The organism is Pseudomonas saponiphila, assembly GCF_900105185.1.
Lineage (GTDB): Bacteria > Pseudomonadota > Gammaproteobacteria > Pseudomonadales > Pseudomonadaceae > Aquipseudomonas > Aquipseudomonas saponiphila.
The window spans coordinates 351,902-368,065 of record NZ_FNTJ01000003.1; the positions used below are offsets into that span (position 1 = coordinate 351,902).

At 60.2% G+C, this 16,164-nt stretch carries 33 protein-coding genes; 1 reads left to right on the forward strand and 32 read right to left on the reverse strand.

Going from position 1 to position 16,164, the window contains the following annotated elements; translation table 11 throughout:
- Positions 1–20: 20 nt before the first annotated feature.
- Positions 21–296, reverse strand: a complete 276-nt coding sequence (locus BLV47_RS34480) for a hypothetical protein (RefSeq protein ID WP_092320933.1) — start codon at positions 294–296, stop codon at positions 21–23.
- Between the two features lie 96 nt (positions 297–392).
- Between BLV47_RS34480 and BLV47_RS34485 the strand changes: the two genes are divergently transcribed.
- Positions 393–584 carry a hypothetical protein gene (locus BLV47_RS34485; protein ID WP_092320934.1) on the forward strand — a complete coding sequence of 64 codons (192 nt, stop codon included), beginning with the start codon at positions 393–395 and terminating at the stop codon, positions 582–584.
- On the opposite strand, the gene BLV47_RS36020 is transcribed toward BLV47_RS34485, so the two are convergent.
- The 31 genes from BLV47_RS36020 to BLV47_RS34635 form a co-directional block, all read right to left on the reverse strand.
- A complete protein-coding gene (locus tag BLV47_RS36020) occupies positions 577–801 on the reverse strand; it encodes a hypothetical protein (protein ID WP_143038388.1) in 225 nt (74 codons plus the stop codon). The two genes, BLV47_RS34485 and BLV47_RS36020, sit on opposite strands and share 8 nt — an antisense overlap.
- Positions 788–1,135, reverse strand: coding sequence for a hypothetical protein (locus BLV47_RS34490; RefSeq protein ID WP_092320935.1), 348 nt, complete (start codon positions 1,133–1,135; stop codon positions 788–790). The genes BLV47_RS36020 and BLV47_RS34490 overlap by 14 nt, the downstream gene beginning before the upstream one ends.
- A 279-nt stretch (positions 1,136–1,414) precedes the next feature.
- On the reverse strand, positions 1,415–1,651 hold the full coding sequence (locus BLV47_RS34495) for a hypothetical protein (RefSeq protein WP_092320936.1): 237 nt from the start codon (positions 1,649–1,651) through the stop codon (positions 1,415–1,417).
- Between the two features lie 81 nt (positions 1,652–1,732).
- Positions 1,733–2,236 (reverse strand): hypothetical protein, encoded by a 504-nt coding sequence (locus BLV47_RS34500; RefSeq protein WP_092320937.1) that lies wholly within the window; start codon positions 2,234–2,236, stop codon positions 1,733–1,735.
- A gap of 315 nt (positions 2,237–2,551) precedes the next feature.
- Positions 2,552–3,058, reverse strand: coding sequence for a hypothetical protein (locus BLV47_RS34510; RefSeq protein WP_092320938.1), 507 nt, complete (start codon positions 3,056–3,058; stop codon positions 2,552–2,554).
- Between the two features lie 10 nt (positions 3,059–3,068).
- Positions 3,069–3,314: a hypothetical protein gene (locus BLV47_RS34515; RefSeq protein WP_092320939.1), complete on the reverse strand. Its 246-nt coding sequence runs from the start codon at positions 3,312–3,314 to the stop codon at positions 3,069–3,071.
- 61 nt (positions 3,315–3,375) lie between these two features.
- A complete protein-coding gene (locus BLV47_RS34520) occupies positions 3,376–3,759 on the reverse strand; it encodes a hypothetical protein (RefSeq protein WP_143038390.1) in 384 nt (127 codons plus the stop codon).
- Between the two features lie 121 nt (positions 3,760–3,880).
- Positions 3,881–4,381: a hypothetical protein gene (locus BLV47_RS34525; protein ID WP_092320941.1), complete on the reverse strand. Its 501-nt coding sequence runs from the start codon at positions 4,379–4,381 to the stop codon at positions 3,881–3,883.
- A gap of 87 nt (positions 4,382–4,468) precedes the next feature.
- Positions 4,469–4,735: a hypothetical protein gene (locus BLV47_RS34530; RefSeq protein WP_092320942.1), complete on the reverse strand. Its 267-nt coding sequence runs from the start codon at positions 4,733–4,735 to the stop codon at positions 4,469–4,471.
- A 136-nt stretch (positions 4,736–4,871) separates the two neighbouring features.
- Positions 4,872–5,516: a hypothetical protein gene (locus tag BLV47_RS34535; RefSeq protein WP_092320943.1), complete on the reverse strand. Its 645-nt coding sequence runs from the start codon at positions 5,514–5,516 to the stop codon at positions 4,872–4,874.
- A gap of 168 nt (positions 5,517–5,684) precedes the next feature.
- Entirely contained in the window at positions 5,685–6,704 is a 1,020-nt protein-coding gene (gene yejK / locus BLV47_RS34540; RefSeq protein WP_092320944.1) for a nucleoid-associated protein YejK, read from the reverse strand.
- An 86-nt stretch (positions 6,705–6,790) separates the two neighbouring features.
- A complete protein-coding gene (locus BLV47_RS34545) occupies positions 6,791–7,030 on the reverse strand; it encodes a sulfurtransferase TusA family protein (RefSeq protein ID WP_092320945.1) in 240 nt (79 codons plus the stop codon).
- Between the two features lie 8 nt (positions 7,031–7,038).
- A complete protein-coding gene (locus BLV47_RS34550) occupies positions 7,039–7,221 on the reverse strand; it encodes a hypothetical protein (RefSeq protein ID WP_092320946.1) in 183 nt (60 codons plus the stop codon).
- 38 nt (positions 7,222–7,259) lie between these two features.
- On the reverse strand, positions 7,260–8,039 hold the full coding sequence (locus tag BLV47_RS34555) for a hypothetical protein (RefSeq protein WP_143038391.1): 780 nt from the start codon (positions 8,037–8,039) through the stop codon (positions 7,260–7,262).
- 106 nt (positions 8,040–8,145) lie between these two features.
- Complete coding sequence (locus BLV47_RS34560) at positions 8,146–8,463, reverse strand: hypothetical protein (protein WP_092320948.1); 318 nt, start codon at positions 8,461–8,463, stop codon at positions 8,146–8,148.
- Between the two features lie 10 nt (positions 8,464–8,473).
- Positions 8,474–8,890, reverse strand: a complete 417-nt coding sequence (locus BLV47_RS34565; protein ID WP_092320949.1) for a hypothetical protein — start codon at positions 8,888–8,890, stop codon at positions 8,474–8,476.
- Between the two features lie 162 nt (positions 8,891–9,052).
- A complete protein-coding gene (locus tag BLV47_RS34570; protein WP_092320950.1) occupies positions 9,053–9,394 on the reverse strand; it encodes a hypothetical protein in 342 nt (113 codons plus the stop codon).
- A gap of 69 nt (positions 9,395–9,463) precedes the next feature.
- Positions 9,464–10,339, reverse strand: a complete 876-nt coding sequence (locus BLV47_RS34575) for a hypothetical protein (protein ID WP_092320951.1) — start codon at positions 10,337–10,339, stop codon at positions 9,464–9,466.
- Positions 10,336–10,587 (reverse strand): hypothetical protein, encoded by a 252-nt coding sequence (locus BLV47_RS34580; protein WP_208605347.1) that lies wholly within the window; start codon positions 10,585–10,587, stop codon positions 10,336–10,338. The genes BLV47_RS34575 and BLV47_RS34580 overlap by 4 nt, the downstream gene beginning before the upstream one ends.
- A 10-nt stretch (positions 10,588–10,597) precedes the next feature.
- Positions 10,598–10,789 (reverse strand): hypothetical protein, encoded by a 192-nt coding sequence (locus BLV47_RS34585; RefSeq protein WP_092320953.1) that lies wholly within the window; start codon positions 10,787–10,789, stop codon positions 10,598–10,600.
- A 21-nt stretch (positions 10,790–10,810) separates the two neighbouring features.
- Complete coding sequence (locus BLV47_RS34590; protein ID WP_092320954.1) at positions 10,811–11,044, reverse strand: hypothetical protein; 234 nt, start codon at positions 11,042–11,044, stop codon at positions 10,811–10,813.
- 41 nt (positions 11,045–11,085) lie between these two features.
- The gene (locus BLV47_RS34595) at positions 11,086–11,313 is read right to left on the reverse strand and encodes a hypothetical protein (protein WP_092320955.1); all 228 of its coding nucleotides are present in this window, start codon (positions 11,311–11,313) and stop codon (positions 11,086–11,088) included.
- A 155-nt stretch (positions 11,314–11,468) separates the two neighbouring features.
- Positions 11,469–11,711 (reverse strand): hypothetical protein, encoded by a 243-nt coding sequence (locus BLV47_RS34600; protein WP_092320956.1) that lies wholly within the window; start codon positions 11,709–11,711, stop codon positions 11,469–11,471.
- A 14-nt stretch (positions 11,712–11,725) separates the two neighbouring features.
- A complete protein-coding gene (locus BLV47_RS34605; RefSeq protein ID WP_092320957.1) occupies positions 11,726–11,983 on the reverse strand; it encodes a hypothetical protein in 258 nt (85 codons plus the stop codon).
- 114 nt (positions 11,984–12,097) lie between these two features.
- Positions 12,098–12,859 carry a hypothetical protein gene (locus BLV47_RS34610; RefSeq protein WP_092320958.1) on the reverse strand — a complete coding sequence of 254 codons (762 nt, stop codon included), beginning with the start codon at positions 12,857–12,859 and terminating at the stop codon, positions 12,098–12,100.
- Positions 12,860–12,884: 25 nt separating this feature from the next.
- Complete coding sequence (locus tag BLV47_RS36445) at positions 12,885–13,436, reverse strand: hypothetical protein (protein WP_208605348.1); 552 nt, start codon at positions 13,434–13,436, stop codon at positions 12,885–12,887.
- A gap of 100 nt (positions 13,437–13,536) precedes the next feature.
- Positions 13,537–13,710, reverse strand: coding sequence for a hypothetical protein (locus tag BLV47_RS36365; RefSeq protein WP_167365757.1), 174 nt, complete (start codon positions 13,708–13,710; stop codon positions 13,537–13,539).
- Between the two features lie 73 nt (positions 13,711–13,783).
- The gene (locus tag BLV47_RS34620; protein ID WP_092320959.1) at positions 13,784–14,110 is read right to left on the reverse strand and encodes a hypothetical protein; all 327 of its coding nucleotides are present in this window, start codon (positions 14,108–14,110) and stop codon (positions 13,784–13,786) included.
- An 18-nt stretch (positions 14,111–14,128) separates the two neighbouring features.
- Positions 14,129–14,374: a DUF1289 domain-containing protein gene (locus BLV47_RS34625; RefSeq protein WP_092320960.1), complete on the reverse strand. Its 246-nt coding sequence runs from the start codon at positions 14,372–14,374 to the stop codon at positions 14,129–14,131.
- A gap of 366 nt (positions 14,375–14,740) precedes the next feature.
- Complete coding sequence (locus BLV47_RS34630) at positions 14,741–15,022, reverse strand: hypothetical protein (RefSeq protein WP_092320961.1); 282 nt, start codon at positions 15,020–15,022, stop codon at positions 14,741–14,743.
- A 225-nt stretch (positions 15,023–15,247) separates the two neighbouring features.
- The gene (locus tag BLV47_RS34635) at positions 15,248–16,117 is read right to left on the reverse strand and encodes a hypothetical protein (RefSeq protein ID WP_092320962.1); all 870 of its coding nucleotides are present in this window, start codon (positions 16,115–16,117) and stop codon (positions 15,248–15,250) included.
- Positions 16,118–16,164: the final 47 nt, after the last annotated feature.

A 16,164-nucleotide genomic window follows, 5' to 3' on the forward strand; every position in this document is an offset into this window, starting at 1 on the left:
ATCAGTCAAGCCGTGGGGCTTCAGGCGGTCATCCGCATGCGGCGGTGGTAGGTTTTCACCGCTGGCTTGGGCATTTCGCCGCGCTTGCGCAGTTCATAGGCGCGGGTCATCACCGTGTGAATCGTCCGGCCCAGTTCGAGGCTCACCTGTTCTGGCCCGAGCTTCTCGTAATACTGGATCAGGTACTGCTGGTCTTTGGTCGTCCACGGAGCGCCTTGATTCGGGTGGAAATCTGGGTGGTAATTCATCCGCCCATAGGAGTCATAGGTCGGCTGTGCTGCTTGATCGATGCTCATAGTGGGTCCCCGTCAGCTTCCGGCGTTCCGGCGCGCTTCATCGCGCTGGAATTCCTCTTTGGTTGCCGAGCATGTGCCGAACGAGCAGCCGTGCTCATGGCAATCAAACTTGTGGCAGATCCGTCGATATCCGGTACCGCCGCAAAAGTCGCAGCCTTTGGTGCGGCACTCTGGGCAGCGCACGGCCTCGCCGGCGGCACCTATGTTCTCGCTGCCGGCATCCTTCGCGATCCGGCGCTCTGGGACTTGCAGTACCTTGGGCATATCCTGATCCCCTTGTTCAATTAGCTTGCTGGGCAGCATCTTTCGGTGCCCATGTCAGGCGCTCACCTGTAATCAAGGCCGCGCCCTGTTTGGCCCCGCGCTCGGAACGATAGAAGCGGGGCAGTTCGATGATGGGCTTGCCGCGTTCACTCCAGTCACAGTCCAGGCGGTAGGAGCCATCCGCATAGGGGACTATGCGAAGAACAACGCCTTTCTCGGTTTTCGCTTCAAGTGTGCTCATCGTCGGTACCGCTCGTTGTGGTCGGAAATTCGACATCGAAGTTATGCACCGTAACGTGGCAAGTCACGCCGCCCAAGTATTCCAGGGAGTAGGCGAGATCATCCTCGTCCGGCATCACCTCAATTTGGCTGTCGTCATACATCGCCTGAGCGACGTAAATGCTGGCCTTGAGGTCGTCTTCATCGATATCGGCGACCAGGAGAATACCGTTTTCGCCATAGCTGGCCGCATATTCGAGAGCCTGATCGCGCGTTCCCCAGTAAGACGGAGCATCGAGCCCATCATCCTCGATGCCCTGAAGGAACTCCTTTGACGTGCCGTGATAGAGCTTCATCCTTATCCCCGCTCAACTTGGTTTAACTGCATTGCCCGGCTTCTTGGGCCAATAGAACGAGCACTGGTCACTCTCGTCGTCACGGCAGTGTTCACAGCAGCAGGACCAGTCGGTTTCCCACTGCCAAACTTTGCCGCCCAAGTCGCTGAACTCATGCGGGCCGTCGTGACCCGATGGCAGTTGGCAGCCCGTATCGTCAGTTGGGCCACCACCAAGGTCGTTACTGAACAGAATCCCGCATTCGCGCACGGTGAGCTCCCTCGGTGCCGGCCTGTGAACTCAGAGAGCGGGCTCGGTTTCGCCCGCTTCCACGATGACAGGCTCATAGCTCTGCCCATTCCACACCTGAAGGTTCTCCAAGCGCGGGGGCTCGCTGATGCTGCGGCGAGCCTGCTGGAGGGCGTCGTCAGCCGAAATGGCACCGATCATCACCCAGCCATAGCGACCCTTGTAGCGGTAGCTGATGAGGCCGGGGGCAGCGAGAGGGCGGTCGTGAGTGGGAACGGCAGTAGTCATAAACACGCTGGGATACCTGCGAACGGGTTGGGCGGGTAATGCCACGGCCTAAACCAGGCCGCGGCGTTGGCTGGAACGACCTTATTCGCCGATGGAGAAAAGCCATTCGGTATCAGCGGTGATCGGCTTCGGGTCTTTCAGCCAGTTACGAATGCCCTCGGCAACGGCATACAGCTCTTCGGTGTCGATTTCGCCGAACTCGGTCACCGGGCCAGAGTAAACACCGTCAATAGAGCCCCCAATAGTCACCTGCTCGGCCCATACCAGCTCGCCCTTACGATCCAGCCACCAGAACAAATTCTTCTCCGTTTCAGCAACGGTGCCGCTGGGGGCAGCCTGGAGGTACTGCATCAGGCGCACGGACTCACGCTCTACCTGGGCGCGAGATGCATTAGTGACGGCCATGATTTCGGGGGTGGTCAGCTCAATGCCGCTGGCCTCTTCGATGCGATTGCGCAGCGATACATGGCCTTCGGTGAAGGGGGCGTCGTAGCTGATGCCATTGATGGTGATGACACAGTGGGTCAGATCACCATTGGCGTTTTCGATGGGGGTGACGGCGACGGTGGGGCGCTGGGTGGTCATGTCGTAAATCCTGCGTGGTTGTTGATGACGCTACTTTGCGTCTAGCAACCGCGTGCCAGAAGGTCACGTCGCGGGATTTATTTCGAAGTTGCCACGGGCATAGGTGGGGTTACATTCCCAAACCTTGGTGCCGTTCTTGTAGAAGACGGCCACCCCTGCTTTCACTACGACAAGCGCCTCCGGCCAGACCTGAGCGTGCCCATTGAGTGCGGCAGCGAGAGGGGTCGCCTCTTTGCACTTGGCCATGTACCGGCCATCAGCCAGTTTCGGAAACAGGGATCGCGCCACAGGTGATGCCTCAACTTCGGGATTGAATCAGACCGCCTTTTCGCGGGTCTTCCAGTACGCGGCTGCTCGATCAAGGGCTGCCACCTCATTTGCCACTTCGGCCATGTACTCGGGGTCGTCGTCCGGTGATGAATGCCCAAACCTAATCAGGGATTTTGCCAGACTCTCACGGCTCTCGCGGTGCAGGATCTTGGCCCGCTCACAGGCTCGATACTTTGTGGTGGCCATACCATCGGGTAACGGGCAGCCAAGGTGGCAGGTGGCCTTGTCGATTCCCCTGATATTGGAGGCCCAACCGTAGTCGCCAGTGCGGGGGCTGAGCTTCACCCAGGTACTGCCATCCACCTTCTTGACGAAGAAGGCCGTGGGTAACGGCTCCAGCCCCTCAGATGGGCGTCGATTGAGTACGCTTCGGACTCGCCACTCTTCGATCTTGACCGTTGACTTGCCCGTATCCGGGTCAGTATCGACGGTTGCCTTCCAGAAGCAGGCGTTTGCCTTGAGCATGGCCTTGGTGAGCGTCTGAGCCTTCATCCTGGGAAACCTACTTTGCTGGTGCTGTATTCGGCACGGCGACCCACTCTCCGTGACGGATGGACGCTACGCAGACGCGGGTAATGCCATCCTCGAAGGTGAACTGCTCCCCGGCCTGGTAGATGTAATTGTCCGCCGAGCACTGGTCAGGCTCCAGGGCATTAACCGTCTGAATGATCGGACGCTCATCATCAGCGGCAAATATCGGCGTCGAAAGCATGCCCAGGATCAGCAGGGTGGAGAAACGGATAGCCATAGCCTTCAGCCTTCCTTAGCGCGTGGAGAGTGTGGGGGTAAGGGTCATGCGAGCCACCATCCTAAGCGTTGGCCCGCGCCAGCTTCAATTGCGCCTCAAGCCACTGCATGTAGCAGGTGCCGCCGCTGCTGATGAATTCCTGGAGCAGCTCGCCGTCTTCGGGTGCTGGCGCGGCCAGAAGGTTCAGAGCATCGAGCAGCGAGGTAACGCGCTCGGCGAGGCGCTGGCGCTGGGGCAGGGGACTGCGATCAGCCCGTGTCAGCTCGCGCCGCATGTGCAGGATGTGTTCGCGCAGTTCTTTCAGCTCGCTCGGGGTGGTCGCTGCGCCGTCCAGGGCTTTGCGAAGTTCGGCAGCCATTTCCCCGCGCACCGGGCGACCCTCTGCGGCGTCACGATCCAGTGCCTGCAACACCATGTTGATCGATGCCCGAAGCTCGGCAGGCAAGTGGGAGGCTTTGGTTCTGGACTGACTCGACATGCGGCTCACCCTCGAAAGCAGAAAGCGGGGCTGAACCCCGTGATTTGGTGACAAAGCCCCGCAAGACGTTCCTACGGGGCCGGGATGGTCAGGCTGCGTCAGCCGGGCTCAGCGCCAGCGCCTGAGGTTCTTTGGCAAGGCGCTCAGCAACCGGGGCCGGGGTCGGGTAGAAGCGAGCTTCATCCGTGGCCGGAAGGGATACCGGGCTACCCAGCAGGCCAGCACCAACCGAAATGCCAGCACCCAGACCAAACATCAGCGCAAGGCCGGCAGCGATATTGACGATCAAGTCCTCGATAGAGCCGCTGTAGCTGGTGGCGAACTGGATCAGGCCAATCGACACGGCCGCCATCAGCAGGCCAGACATGACCGAGAGGGCACGCTTCCAAGCCGGGCTAGGGGCGCTTTCGCCTTCGCCCAGCACACTCATAAAGCCGGTGAGCATGGCCAGCGTCAGGGATATGAAGGCCATCCCATCAGTGATGCCGCGCTCGATGGAGCCGCTGAAGGTCATGCTGAACAGGCAAGCCATGACAGAAGCCGAGCCAACAGCGATCAAGCCAAGGGTGAAGAGAATGGTACGGAGCATTTCGGGTCTTCCTTGCTGTGAATGTTGGAGCCAGTTTGGTGTCGCCCGGCGCGTGCCAGTAGATCGGTCACGCGCCTTTTCCCGTGCCTATGCGTTGGCCCGGTGGCTTTGCATGCCTTCCAGCGGAGCGAGCCCGTTATTGCCCTGAATAGCCGGCTTTACCGCCTTGGCAGCACGGCGGAACGAGCTGGGTGCCAGCAGACCAGAGATCAGCGCGAGGCAGATCGTCAGGGTGATAGCGATGTTCGCCACCATCGGGCTCACCTCACCGAAGCGGCCAATCGAGATGCCACCGAGCAGGGCGGCGACCATCAGAAGCAGAGGGGCGAGCAGGCGTGCAGCGAATGAGTTCATGTGGATCTCCTTGGGGTTGTTTGCTGTTACGAGCCATAGCTTCAGACCATCCCGACCGTGCCAGCAGGTCTCATGCGCCTTTCTGCATGAAGTCCTTTCGGTGCCGAACACGGGCCGGGAACGGATTGGGCCGCGCTTAGAACAGGCCCTGACTGGTGGTGATGATGTGATCCCGTCGGCGGCTGTCCATCAGTCGTACGCGCGCCTCGGTATCGATGCCCGAGTCGGCATGCAGCTGCTCGACGAAGATCGCCTGCGCCTGGCTTTCGTCGTCGGCCATCACGAGGTAACCGGTGTCGTCGTCGTCCTCCGGTACGCGACCGATGATGAGGAACGGGAGGCGACCCTCTCCGATGAAGTGGTGACGTGGGATCGGCTGATGGGCATCGCCATGGGCTGCCACCGGTTCGCAGTTCTCGGCAGAAGCGGCTTTGGCTTCAGCGGCCGGCTCAACAGCGACGGTGCCTGCTTCGGGAGTACCGCTCTGGAACGCCGGGAGGATGTCCTCCAGGGTCAAAGGCTTGGTAATGTCGAAGCGCAAGCGGCAGATCTCAAGAATATCGCCACCCCCCCAGTCTTCGGCATTGGCCACACACTCGCCATCAACCAGCTCAACGTCTTGGTCGAGGAAGTAGTAATCCATGTTTTCGAACAGCAAGCGGGCAGTCGGTACCTTACGGCCGGGCAGGCAATTGTCATCGAACAGGACACCATCGGACTCTTTGCTATCGACGTAGATGATGTCGGCGCTATTGAGCAGGGAGAAAAGTCGAACAGTCATTGCGGCACCTATGCAGGTCAGTTGTGAAGGTGATGCCAGTGTCCCTTCGCTGAGCCCGTGCCAGCAGGTCGCAGCGATGGGTCATTCACACTTCAAGCCCGAGCTTTAGCCTCCAATTCGCGCAACCCCAGAAAGTGAAAGGCCCGCTCTGTGGCGGGCCTCCGGCGCTTAGTTCGCCTTTTCCTTTTGCCGCTTGATCTGGTCTTTGAGCTGCTGAGGAACGCTCCTGATAATCAGGGCGTCGCGGCCCTCGTCGTACTCGATCTTCGACCCCAGAAGATGGGATTCGAAGCTGATCGACAGCCCCTCGGCCCGGCCGGTAAAGCGGCGGAACTGGTTGAGGGTTCGCTTATCGGCAGGGATCTCCGGCGACAGACCGTAGTCCAGGTTGCGGATGTGCTCGAAGAAGGCTCGCGGGCGATCTTCGTCGATCAACTCGGAGAGGGCTTCGAGGCTGATGGGCTGGCCGATCTTGGACTGTGCAGTGGCGTAATCGAGCAGGGCCCCGGTTTTCTCGCGTGCACTGGGCTCGGGAAGGTCTTCCTTCTCCATGAAGTCAGAGAATGCCTTGAGCAACGTGCGCGTCTCGCTCGGGCCATCGATACCTTCCTGGCAACCGAGGAAGTCGCGGAAGTAGTCATAGCCGCGCTTTCCACCGGCCTTGGACTTCGTGTAGGAGATGTACTGCTTGGACTTCTCGTTGGTGCGCCATTCGCTGAGGTTGATGCGAGCGGCCAGGCTGAGATGGGACAGGTCGAGATGGTGCGCGGTGCTCACTTCCAGATCGGCACCAACGGTCACGCCCTCGCTCTGTTGCAGCACGGCAATGCTGAGGTAGTCGGTCATGCCCTGCTGGTAGTGGGCGAACAGGACATGGCCACCCACGGTGAGGTTCGACTCTTCCATCAGCTTCGTGAGCTGCTCAGCGGCCTGAGTGGTGAAGTCAACGAAGGTTGCCTGGCCGTCGAGGAATTTGCCGAGCCAACCGCTGAAGGGGTATGCGCCGGATTCGGGGAAGAAGAATCCCCAGCCCTTGTTCTGCCGCGAGTTGTAGCTCTCGTTGAGGTCCGAAACTAGGTTCTCAACTGCCTGAGATACGTCCAGGGGCGAAGATCGGGTATGGAGGACGGCTGGGCTGCCATCCGGTTTCTTGTCGATGTGATGCACGATGGCGTTGCGGACTGGCATAGACACTCCCTTGAGCTGGTAAGTAGGTCGGCCAACACGCTTGGCCTATCGTGATCGTAACGGGGGGAATTGGCCGCCTTGCGGGCTTATCCCCGGCGAATCCAGTGCAGGATCAGCGGCCCTTCTTCGGTCTGCTTGATGACTTCATGCCCGGCCAGGCGGCAATGGGTTTGGAAGTCACGGACAGTGCCGGCATCGGTGGCGATGACCTTGATGACCTCGCCAGACTGCATGCTGTTCAGCATCAGCTTGGTTTGAATCAGCGGGATAGGGCAGGCCATGCCCCGCGCATCGAGTTCAACGTCATGGTCAAATTGGTCTGCCATGTTCGGGTTCAGATCATGCCGAGCATGATGAGCGAGGCACGGACGTTGGCCTCGTCGAACTCGTTCAGCCTGAAGTGCCCGACGATAGTGCCGGCCTTCTCGGCGTAGCAGTCCTTGTTGTGCTGGCGCACGGTGAAGGCACCGATCTCGATTTGCTTTGCCTGTTGCTGGTGTTGCTCTTGTTGCTGCATCTCTTGCTCCAAAATTGCTGAAAGTTCTGATTCCTTTCTCAGCCGACCAGATAGCCGCCGGCGAAGCCCCGCACGGGGTCGCCATAGATGTCTTCGAGGTACGGGCGGGTCTTGGCCCACTCCATCCACGCTGCAAGGGCTTCCGGGCTGCCGTTGAGTACGCCGACCTTGTTGCGGCGCACTCGCCTGTCGAAGTAGGCATACATGACGCTGCGGCCCAGGATGGCGCTCGCGTCCGAAACCCACTCATGCTGGGTGTCCATGGCGTCAATGAACTCATGGCCGCCGATGTTGAGCATCGAACACTTCTTCAGGCTTTCGATGGTGTTATCCAAGCCCTGGTGAAACTGCTCGACCGTCAGCTGGCGGACGGCCGCATGCGTGTTGGCCCGCCAGTCCCGCATACGTTCGGGGTCAATGTTCGGGCACAAACCGGCATAGGCCGCGCCAAGGCAATGATCGGCGGCAGCGGTGTAGAGGATGTCCTCAGTTGGCTCATAGCCAATGAGGTTGCACACCTGGCCAATGCTCGATGCCTCGTAGAACTCTTCTGGCCCCTTGCCGTAGCCGAAGTCGCCATGACGGTGATGGTCAACGCTAACGTGATGGCTCTTGCGCTTGCCTGGAATGGCACACTCCACCCAGACGATCTGGCTCTCCCATTTGACCGCGCCAGACGGACGCTGGGCCTCATAGGCGAATTTCGACGGCACCCGTCTACCGTGACGGATGGCGTGCCTGACTACGTGACCAGACGCCCGGAGAATGTTCTCGATCTTCTGCATTTCTGCATCTTGAGCGCCGAGGATGAACTGCATGAACACGGTGCAGAGTCCCTGAAAAATGGATTGATAGGGTACAGAGGCAGGCCGGTTAAGGCCCGCCAAGTAGGGGGTGTGAAATCGTCTTGTTGCGATGCCGCGCTTAGGCGGCCGGGGAGTAGGGAACGATGCGATCAAGCTCGGGGTAGAACTTGTCGTAGAAGCTCTTTTTCCGGTCCTTGGCTATCCAGCTACCACCAGGGCATGCCGTGGCGAATGCGGTGATGCTGGAGAAGAAGTTGCCGATGGAGACCATTTCAGTCCCTTTCTTCGGGTCTCGCGCCACACACGTCACCCAGCGGCCGGCAACGACATCGATGACCTCGAACCAGATCGAGCAGCTGCCGTGGCGAACGAACCAGCCCGGCTGGACGCCAAGGCTCTCAGGGGTGTCGTTGGGGGTCGGATTGATGATCACCATGATTCGGCCCTCAATCACGGATAGCGTTGGCGGCTTGCGTCATGCGATCAACCAACTCCTGACCGATGCACCGCACGGCTGTGGGAGTGAGTTCGAATATATCTGCGCACTGACCAGTAATCTCGTGATGCTCGCTGCGGGAATTCGCTTGAGCTATGCGCTCAATGAAGTAGGCCGCCCCTGCGGCGATGCCACCCTCAACAACAGCGCCAAACAGACCCTCGCGATGGTCGCCATTGAGGATAAGGAACACGCGGCCACCCAGCACCAGCGCCGTGGTATGGCAGCCGTAATCCCTGGAGCTGGGGTTGTAGCTGACATAGCTGCCATCAATCGCCTTGGTGGTCGAATTGATGGAGCGCTGGCACAAGCCGGGAATCTCATGATTGCGGAAGGCGTTGCGGGCGGTGGTGGCTGTCTGGCTCATGTCGGTGTCCTCTGAGGTCCGGTTGAATTGCGTTGATGGGGGTCATCATCGAGCAACCGGGTGCGTGCCAGCAGAGGGAGAGCAGGAAAAGCCCCGATTCGAACGCGCCGCCCCCCGGAGAAGGGATTTCACTCCCACTCTCCGGCGGCGAAGGCAATCAGGCTAGGCGGGGAAGTCGACCATGGACCGGCGTTGGCAGCCCTTTTGGTAGAGGCCTGGCTGAAGCTCGCAGATCAAGCCACCGATCTCTTGGGCGTTTGCCTGGCAGTACCCCATCTTCAGGAGCTGGCGCACGACATCCGTTTCCCGGACGGGTACTGCTTTCAGGCCCAGAAACCCTGCGGCAAAGTTCATGCTCAGTCGCCGGGCAATCCAGTCGGCCAACTCGTCTGCGACATTGACGGCGAAATTGCGGATGCGAAGCAGGTGATGCGCCTCGCACGGGGTGACCCAGAGCGGAAGGCCGGCCTTGGCGTAGGCCCGGCTTACGGATGATTTGACCATCGAGCTATCTCCTGAGTGTGGATGGCCCAGCCTGAAGCGACTGGGCCATGCTGCCGGGGTGGTGGCGGGTTAGATGAACTCAACCAAGTAGCCAAGGCTTTCAGCGTACTGGCGGGCGCGCTTGAAGCTCTCCAGCTCGCGGATGTCGTTCACGCCATCCGGTGCCTCGTCGTCGTAGTAGGTGTTGCCGACCCAAACCCAGTTTTCGTAGAAACACTTCACCAGAGTTGGGCGATCAACATAGGCCTTGAGCTTGATGCGCAGTGCACCGTCTTCGTCTGCTGTGGCGTCCAGGGAGCAGGTGGGGAACGTCCGACGATCAACGCCGGCGCAAAGGCCAATCGCTTCATAGGCAATGGCTTCGCGGCGGGTGGGCAGATCGGTTTCGTCGCGGTGGTAAACCATGGCGATTCTCATGGCGTCCGGCATGGCCAGCTTGCCCGGCAGGTCGATCAGACCCTCTACCTGCCCTGAAGAGCCGATAAGGGGTTCGATGTCCTTCGCCGAAGGGTAATACTCGGTCAGGTAGCTGGGGCCGGCACCATCTGGCTTGCGCTCTGCAACGCGCAGATAGCGTTGGCCAGACACCCCGGAGAATGAGATCAGAATCTCGGCCTCCGAGTGTGCGTGCTGGATAGTCCGCACGTTTCCGGTCGAGTCGAAGAACAGGCCCGCGTTGATGCCGGCCACGCTGATTGGCAGCAAGCTCAGGTCAACCAGTCCCGGTGGGATAGGGCGTTGCAACTTGTCCTCGCACACGAAGCTGGCGCTTGCATCGCAGTAGGAGCACTTGCAGCAGGTCATGAGCGAGGTCAGGTCGAAGTCGATACCACCTACAGGCACGAGATTCGGGCGCGAACCATCAGGGCGTTGGTTGACGTAGGCTTCGCAGACGCCGCTTACGGTCAACTCCAGCGACCCACACTCCGGGCATTTCCAGTTCATTGCGCTTGCTCCTGAGTAGATTCAGCCTTGCTCACGATGTCGTTATTGCTCTCGCGGCCGGCTTGCAGGCGACCGCTCTTGTGCCAGCGGTCTTCGGTACCGCAATTGGCATAGGTGCCAACGCAGCCGAAGTCATGACGGCTGGAGGCCTTGCTGACGGTGACGGTCTCGCCGCAGCGGGTGACGTAATCGCCGGGCTCGTCGACTACGACGGGCAGGTTCACGAAGGCGGCAAAGTAGGCGCTCACGGGGATTCCTCTAAATGCGATTGAATGCGACGGACACAAAGTCATCGACCTGAAGACCGCATTGCTCCGCGATCTTGCGCTTCGAGTTTTCAAACACACTCTCGGCAGACGGCCTGAAAAAGCTGCGCACGGTGATAACGCCCGAAGCGTGGACATCAGAGCCCTTGAGCTTCACAGCGATGAAGTAGTGGCGCTTGATCATGGGGTGGAGTCCTTTAGCCGATCAGCATTCTTTCTGTTGAACCGTTTGCCCAGCAGGAGTGATCTCCTGGCTCCCCAGCTGTTGAGGGGGACGAAAAGCTTCAAGAAACCCGTACATGAAGCACCAAGCCGTCAGCCAAACCGTGACCAGCTTTAGCGCGGAAGAAATGGACGAAGGCTCTGTGGCAACAGCAGTGAAAAAATCCAGAACCAGCAGGGAAAACCAAAAGGCAATCCATTTATTAGTCGTGAACATCTCTATTTCCTTCTTTCGGAGTAATGGTTGGGGATGACGGCTTAGCCGGCCACCAGCTCGTGGTAGTTCAGCTTGTGCTCGCGCAGGGCTTCCTCAGCCGCCTTCTGCGCGGCCCGTGCCTCGATCTTCTCAGCGAGGGTGACCAGCGTGCTCACACGCGACTTGGCGCGGGTGATAGCGCCCTTTAAGCGGGTGGCTTCCTTCTTCCACTGGGCATCAGTCATCTTCTGATTGCCAGTTACCAGTGCTTGGGCTTGGATTGCGCTCATCTCGGTGTTCCTGTGTGTTGTTTCGAAGTGAGGCCATCATCGCCTTGGAGGATGCGTGCCAGCAGATGGGGTGAAAGAAAATCTCGCGAGGGGGCCGGTCAGAAGCAACTCGCTTCACCCTCCAACATCGGCCCCCAATCAGGTTGCTTGGATGACTACGCGCAGCGCGGCTCGCACTGGCAGTGGTTCATGGTGGAGCCGGCAGGGTTGCGCAGGTACTCACGGCTTTGACGCAGCATCTGGGCAACGTCGGAAGGCGCGACCCTGGTACCGCAGGCATAGACCGGGTTCGTGCCCATCAGCCAGTTCACGCGCTTCTCATGGTGGGCTTTGTCGGCGCGGCGCTGGGCATCGGCCATGGCTTTAGCGTTGCTGGTGCTGGTGCTCTGAGTGGTCATCGGTGTTCCCCCTGTTATTTCATGCGGCGCATGTTGGGCATCGGCTTCAGCCGGAGAATCTCGTGGCGCAATTCGAGGATGGTGTTGTTCATCATCATGATCAGCGCCTCGACGGTCGGCTCATCGCTGCGCACAACCATGCCAGCCATCATGGCCAGCTCGCGGGTATCGCAGCCGAGTAAGTGCTTGAGCTTGTCCAGCAGGGCAAGGTCACTCCCGGTCGGGGTGACGGACGCTTTCGGCTTGGCCTTGGTGGTTTTGTCTGCGCTCATTTCGGTGTGCCTCTTGGCTGTTTCGAAGTGAGGCCATCATCGCCCTGGTGGATGCGTGCCAGCAGAGGGTGCGGGTTTATTTCATCCGCTCGGTTGGGTGCCGAACTTGGTTGCTCAACAGTCCCGTACTTCGCACACGCCTTCGGCCAGCCGGATGCCGTCTGCGCGCTTAGCCGCCTCGGCATCGACATGTCTTACCAGGGCACTGAGGCGCATGGCTTTGGCTTCGGTGCTGTAATCGAGTTCCAGTTCGCTGAGTTCGACGGCTACCGCCAGCGCCCGTGCCCTCGCGGAGGGGAGTGCTTGCTTGATGCGGTCTATGCAGTAGAAGCCGGCCCCGAGGTCATGCCATGTCACCACGTCGTAGGTGAAACCAACTTCGCATGGGGCGCACCGGCCTAGGGCTGCCTCCCAATCACACTCCCTGGCGTCCCATTCCTCTTGGGAAACCTCGGCGGGGCGATCGGTCGAATTCTGGTACCCGTAGCGTTCAAACCCGAGATCGAGCAGCGAATCGATGTAGCCGCAATCGCGCTCGATGAAGTACAGGGCGAGCAGGTCGCCCTGGTGAGGGATAAGGGTGATGGAGAGTGTGCAGTCCCAGTCGACGCTACGGATGCTCTTGCCCAGCACCTCTGCCTTGGCGGCGAAGAAGTCCGTTTGGGCTCGCATGTAGGGGCTTGAACCTGACGCCGGCTTGAGAGGGCAGTAATTCTCGGCCAGATCGGCGGCGAATGCCATGCGCGTGGCAATGCCGGAGGCGATGGCTTTCGCGCCTGCCTCCACGCATGCCGGGCGGATGCTCCGAAGCTTTGCCAGTGCCTGCTCCAGCGTGCAGTTACGCAGACGCAGGCCGTTGTAAATCTTCGTGCTCATGGCATCCCTCGCTGAATGGCCGCTGTTAGCTGGCTGCTGCCAGTGCGCCGGTGCTGGTGCTGGTGCGGCGCTTGAGCATTTCCAGTACCTGATCACGAATCAGGGCGCGCTCTGCGTGTGCGGCCTCATTGCGGGTCTTGAAGGTGAAGTCACCCTCTTCGTGCAGGGCAGATCGACGCGGGTCGCAGACGACCCTCCACTTGCCGTCCTCGTAGTTGTTGCTGACGCAGCCGCAGCCACCGCTGATGTGGGAAATGCCGTGGACATACCAGCCACCATGACGCCAGCGGGTGAACATGGGCTCCCAATTCGGGTCTTCAGAGATCGCCTCGGTGACGTTCATGACCCGGCTGTGGGCGAATTCGGCGCTGCCGTTGACGAAACCTACGCGGGCCTCCAGCAGGACCGGCTTGTCGTAGGCCGTGCCGTGCAGCACTTTGATCAGGAGGCCATCTTCCTCGAACCACGGCTCGTCGGAGAGGTAGCCGTAGCCGAAATGGCCTGCCTTGAAGCGTTTGTCGGCTTCCTGGATGCGGGCGGCCAGCAGGGTTGCGTCAGTCTTTTGTGCAGTGCTCATCGGGTTAGCTCCAGCTGTTGAGTTGATGGGCTTATGTTCCCCTGAGCCTTTGCGTGCCAGCAGATCTGATCGGCACGCCAGGCAATCAAGGGCGAAGCCATCACGCCACGCGGCGGAATCGCGTCAGGTGTTCAACCGAGCTTTCATGGCTGCGGGTCAGGCGGGCTTGGCAGTAGGCAAGCCAGCTCACTTTAAGTGCCCGGAGCTCGTCGAGCTGCTCATCGGTGACCTTGGCGATGCGGCCCTTGCTGATGATCTCGGTGTTCATGGCCATGGCTGTCGTCCTTTGCGGGTCTATGTTCGGTGCCGACTTGTGCCGGCTGTCGAGGTGTTCGGTACCGGGCCGATCAGAACAGGGTCATCTGGCCTTTGAACGGGCCAATCTCGATGTGGTGCGAGTTCGGCCCCAAGAATCCGGCCTCAACCATCGCTCGCTCACACTCTTCCACGGTTTCGAAGCCTGCCGCCTCGTGGGCCTTGTCCGTCGCCAGCAGAATCCAGTCCCCAAGCGCGGACTCGAAGGCACCGACATACATGCGATGGCCGCCATACGCCTTCCAGCCGGCCTGGAACGGGCGATCGGGTGAAACCCGGAAGAAGGCCAGTGCTTCGAGTGAAGGCGCAGCCAGGGGCATTGCAGGGGTGCTGGCGCTGGTTTGGCTGTAGAGGTTCATGCGGCGGCTTCCTTGCGCTTAGGCGATGGCGGCATTGGTGAACAGGGCTTTGTCGCTCGGGTGGGCACCGTTGCGGATGGCTGCCAGGCGTGCCTTCGCTTGGGCCTTGATGCGGATACGTTCCTCAACCGAGAGGGCATTCCAGTCGCGGGTTTCCTCGACGGTACGGCCGCAGGTGGCACACACGTAATCGCCCACGCTCTGGGTGCAGCGGCCAGCGCAGGGGTTTGCTTCAGGCTGGTTGCGGTTACCGAGGATGCTCATGGTTGACTCCGTGGGTGTTCGTTTCGACTTGGGTTCATTGTGCGTCCACTGAATGCGTGCCAGCAGGTCAAATGCCCATCATGAAAACCACCCGTTCACGGCCCATGTGATGCCCTGAAACCGGCATGCTTCCAGCCCGAGGTTCGGCCCCCAATTCGCGGCGTAGGAAAAGCCCGCAATCGCCCAGGCCTGCCGCTCGGCAAACCACCACACTCCCCTGAAAGGCCGCTCTTGCTGTGCTTCGTGCTGTTGGGCTGGTGCCGCGCGGAGAACGAGTTCGTTGAGGCGGTACCGGTGACGAGTGAGTGATAGGCGGGCGGGCGCTTCGTAGGCCAGTCCGCAAACCAACTTCGGCATCGATAGGGGTTACGGGGCAGGGGTTGCAGCGAGGGAGTCGGTACCGCTCTTGGTGATCTCGACATCCATGTTGAACTTGGTGTCGAGGATCTGCCTGGACTTCTCGCTCACCTTGCCGCCCTCAAAACGCACTGTGCACTGCGCTACCTTGGCGCGAAACCCTCGCCATGACCCACGCACAACGGGCAGCCACTCTTTCGCTGCCGCACGGGAGGGATAGGGCTTACCGACACGCATCCAGCCTTTGATCGGGTGCTGCACCATGGTGAAGAACACTGTCTGCTTTTCCATCCATCAACCTCCTGTCCAGGCCTGCGGCCAATTGGCGTCTTGGCGTCTGATGATTTGCCCCCAGAGATAGGCTCCGATATCGCGTGCCTAAAACCTGCGGGCAAAAAAATCCCGCCAAGGGGGAAGGCGGGAAAAGGTACAGCTCTACACAGAACCACTTGAGTGGATGATCAGGATAACAATCAGGTCAGGGGTGTCATCCCAATATGGCTTCGTGAAACACGCTTACCGGCGAGCCATGCGTACAGAGCTGGCTACGCGCCCATCCGGGGTGTAGGTCCGGCGTTCCAGCATGTTCCGGTTGATCTGCTGATAGCTGACCATGCCGCCATCGTCACACTCTGTGGGCTCCTGAAACCCGGCAAGGCTCATGCTGCCACTGGTCATGAAGGCGAACCGGCTGCGGCCGGAGCAGTAGTTGTCCTCGAACTCGGTGAAGCTTTCGCCGTCCTGGGCCAGTCGAACGTAGATCGTGGAGCGCGGGCCGCCATATTTGCCGCCCAACTCTGCTTCCCAATCGCCAACCAAGTTATCGGGTACCGGTACTACGCTAGGGCGCAATGAACCCTCCCCGGTGACCTGGCCATCGCTGATCGTGCGCAGCAGCACACTCCCATCGCGCTGTGGCTTCACGGCCAACTGCTCAGACGGTACGCACTGGCCTTCCGCATCCTCGTAGACGTGCTCGACGAACGTCATGGAGTCACCGTAGTAGCTGCGTACTGCCTTCAGGTTGGAAGCGCACGCAACGTCCGGGTAGCTGGCATGGGAGAAGCGGCCATCCAGGAGTGTGAGCATGACGGTATAGCCGCCATTCGCCGTCCGAACTTGGCCGGCGTACAGGTCACCGGGATTGCCGGGGCTCACTCTCCGGGTGCGGACCATCGGGCGATCGGCACTCCGGGTATTGGTGCGGGCGCTGGTGCTGGTGCTGCGCTGGCCGGATGCCTCACCATCAGACGGCAATCCCAACAGGACCTTACCGGCCATCTCAGCTGCACCGTCTCCGATGCTACTCAGGGGGCTATTGGTACCGCAGCCACTGAGCAGGAATGCCAGTACCAGAGGGATTGTCAGGGAAGCATGGCGGTTCATTGGTTGCATCCTTTCGCGATTTAACACCGGCTCTGCGGGAGTGTGGT

Bases quoted from the DNA above. Each gene is read 5' to 3' on its own strand.
- BLV47_RS34480 (WP_092320933.1), bottom strand. From the start codon at position 296: ATGAGCATCGATCAAGCAGCACAGCCGACCTATGACTCCTATGGGCGG.
- BLV47_RS34485 (WP_092320934.1), top strand. From the start codon at position 393: ATGGCAATCAAACTTGTGGCAGATCCGTCGATATCCGGTACCGCCGCA.
- BLV47_RS36020 (WP_143038388.1), bottom strand. From the start codon at position 801: ATGAGCACACTTGAAGCGAAAACCGAGAAAGGCGTTGTTCTTCGCATA.
- BLV47_RS34490 (WP_092320935.1), bottom strand. From the start codon at position 1,135: ATGAAGCTCTATCACGGCACGTCAAAGGAGTTCCTTCAGGGCATCGAG.
- BLV47_RS34495 (WP_092320936.1), bottom strand. From the start codon at position 1,651: ATGACTACTGCCGTTCCCACTCACGACCGCCCTCTCGCTGCCCCCGGC.
- BLV47_RS34500 (WP_092320937.1), bottom strand. From the start codon at position 2,236: ATGACCACCCAGCGCCCCACCGTCGCCGTCACCCCCATCGAAAACGCC.
- BLV47_RS34510 (WP_092320938.1), bottom strand. From the start codon at position 3,058: ATGAAGGCTCAGACGCTCACCAAGGCCATGCTCAAGGCAAACGCCTGC.
- BLV47_RS34515 (WP_092320939.1), bottom strand. From the start codon at position 3,314: ATGGCTATCCGTTTCTCCACCCTGCTGATCCTGGGCATGCTTTCGACG.
- BLV47_RS34525 (WP_092320941.1), bottom strand. From the start codon at position 4,381: ATGCTCCGTACCATTCTCTTCACCCTTGGCTTGATCGCTGTTGGCTCG.
- BLV47_RS34530 (WP_092320942.1), bottom strand. From the start codon at position 4,735: ATGAACTCATTCGCTGCACGCCTGCTCGCCCCTCTGCTTCTGATGGTC.
- BLV47_RS34535 (WP_092320943.1), bottom strand. From the start codon at position 5,516: ATGACTGTTCGACTTTTCTCCCTGCTCAATAGCGCCGACATCATCTAC.
- yejK (WP_092320944.1), bottom strand. From the start codon at position 6,704: ATGCCAGTCCGCAACGCCATCGTGCATCACATCGACAAGAAACCGGAT.
- BLV47_RS34545 (WP_092320945.1), bottom strand. From the start codon at position 7,030: ATGGCAGACCAATTTGACCATGACGTTGAACTCGATGCGCGGGGCATG.
- BLV47_RS34550 (WP_092320946.1), bottom strand. From the start codon at position 7,221: ATGCAGCAACAAGAGCAACACCAGCAACAGGCAAAGCAAATCGAGATC.
- BLV47_RS34555 (WP_143038391.1), bottom strand. From the start codon at position 8,039: ATGCAGTTCATCCTCGGCGCTCAAGATGCAGAAATGCAGAAGATCGAG.
- BLV47_RS34560 (WP_092320948.1), bottom strand. From the start codon at position 8,463: ATGGTGATCATCAATCCGACCCCCAACGACACCCCTGAGAGCCTTGGC.
- BLV47_RS34565 (WP_092320949.1), bottom strand. From the start codon at position 8,890: ATGAGCCAGACAGCCACCACCGCCCGCAACGCCTTCCGCAATCATGAG.
- BLV47_RS34570 (WP_092320950.1), bottom strand. From the start codon at position 9,394: ATGGTCAAATCATCCGTAAGCCGGGCCTACGCCAAGGCCGGCCTTCCG.
- BLV47_RS34575 (WP_092320951.1), bottom strand. From the start codon at position 10,339: ATGAACTGGAAATGCCCGGAGTGTGGGTCGCTGGAGTTGACCGTAAGC.
- BLV47_RS34585 (WP_092320953.1), bottom strand. From the start codon at position 10,789: ATGATCAAGCGCCACTACTTCATCGCTGTGAAGCTCAAGGGCTCTGAT.
- BLV47_RS34590 (WP_092320954.1), bottom strand. From the start codon at position 11,044: ATGTTCACGACTAATAAATGGATTGCCTTTTGGTTTTCCCTGCTGGTT.
- BLV47_RS34595 (WP_092320955.1), bottom strand. From the start codon at position 11,313: ATGAGCGCAATCCAAGCCCAAGCACTGGTAACTGGCAATCAGAAGATG.
- BLV47_RS34600 (WP_092320956.1), bottom strand. From the start codon at position 11,711: ATGACCACTCAGAGCACCAGCACCAGCAACGCTAAAGCCATGGCCGAT.
- BLV47_RS34605 (WP_092320957.1), bottom strand. From the start codon at position 11,983: ATGAGCGCAGACAAAACCACCAAGGCCAAGCCGAAAGCGTCCGTCACC.
- BLV47_RS34610 (WP_092320958.1), bottom strand. From the start codon at position 12,859: ATGAGCACGAAGATTTACAACGGCCTGCGTCTGCGTAACTGCACGCTG.
- BLV47_RS36445 (WP_208605348.1), bottom strand. From the start codon at position 13,436: ATGAGCACTGCACAAAAGACTGACGCAACCCTGCTGGCCGCCCGCATC.
- BLV47_RS36365 (WP_167365757.1), bottom strand. From the start codon at position 13,710: ATGGCCATGAACACCGAGATCATCAGCAAGGGCCGCATCGCCAAGGTC.
- BLV47_RS34620 (WP_092320959.1), bottom strand. From the start codon at position 14,110: ATGAACCTCTACAGCCAAACCAGCGCCAGCACCCCTGCAATGCCCCTG.
- BLV47_RS34625 (WP_092320960.1), bottom strand. From the start codon at position 14,374: ATGAGCATCCTCGGTAACCGCAACCAGCCTGAAGCAAACCCCTGCGCT.
- BLV47_RS34630 (WP_092320961.1), bottom strand. From the start codon at position 15,022: ATGGAAAAGCAGACAGTGTTCTTCACCATGGTGCAGCACCCGATCAAA.
- BLV47_RS34635 (WP_092320962.1), bottom strand. From the start codon at position 16,117: ATGAACCGCCATGCTTCCCTGACAATCCCTCTGGTACTGGCATTCCTG.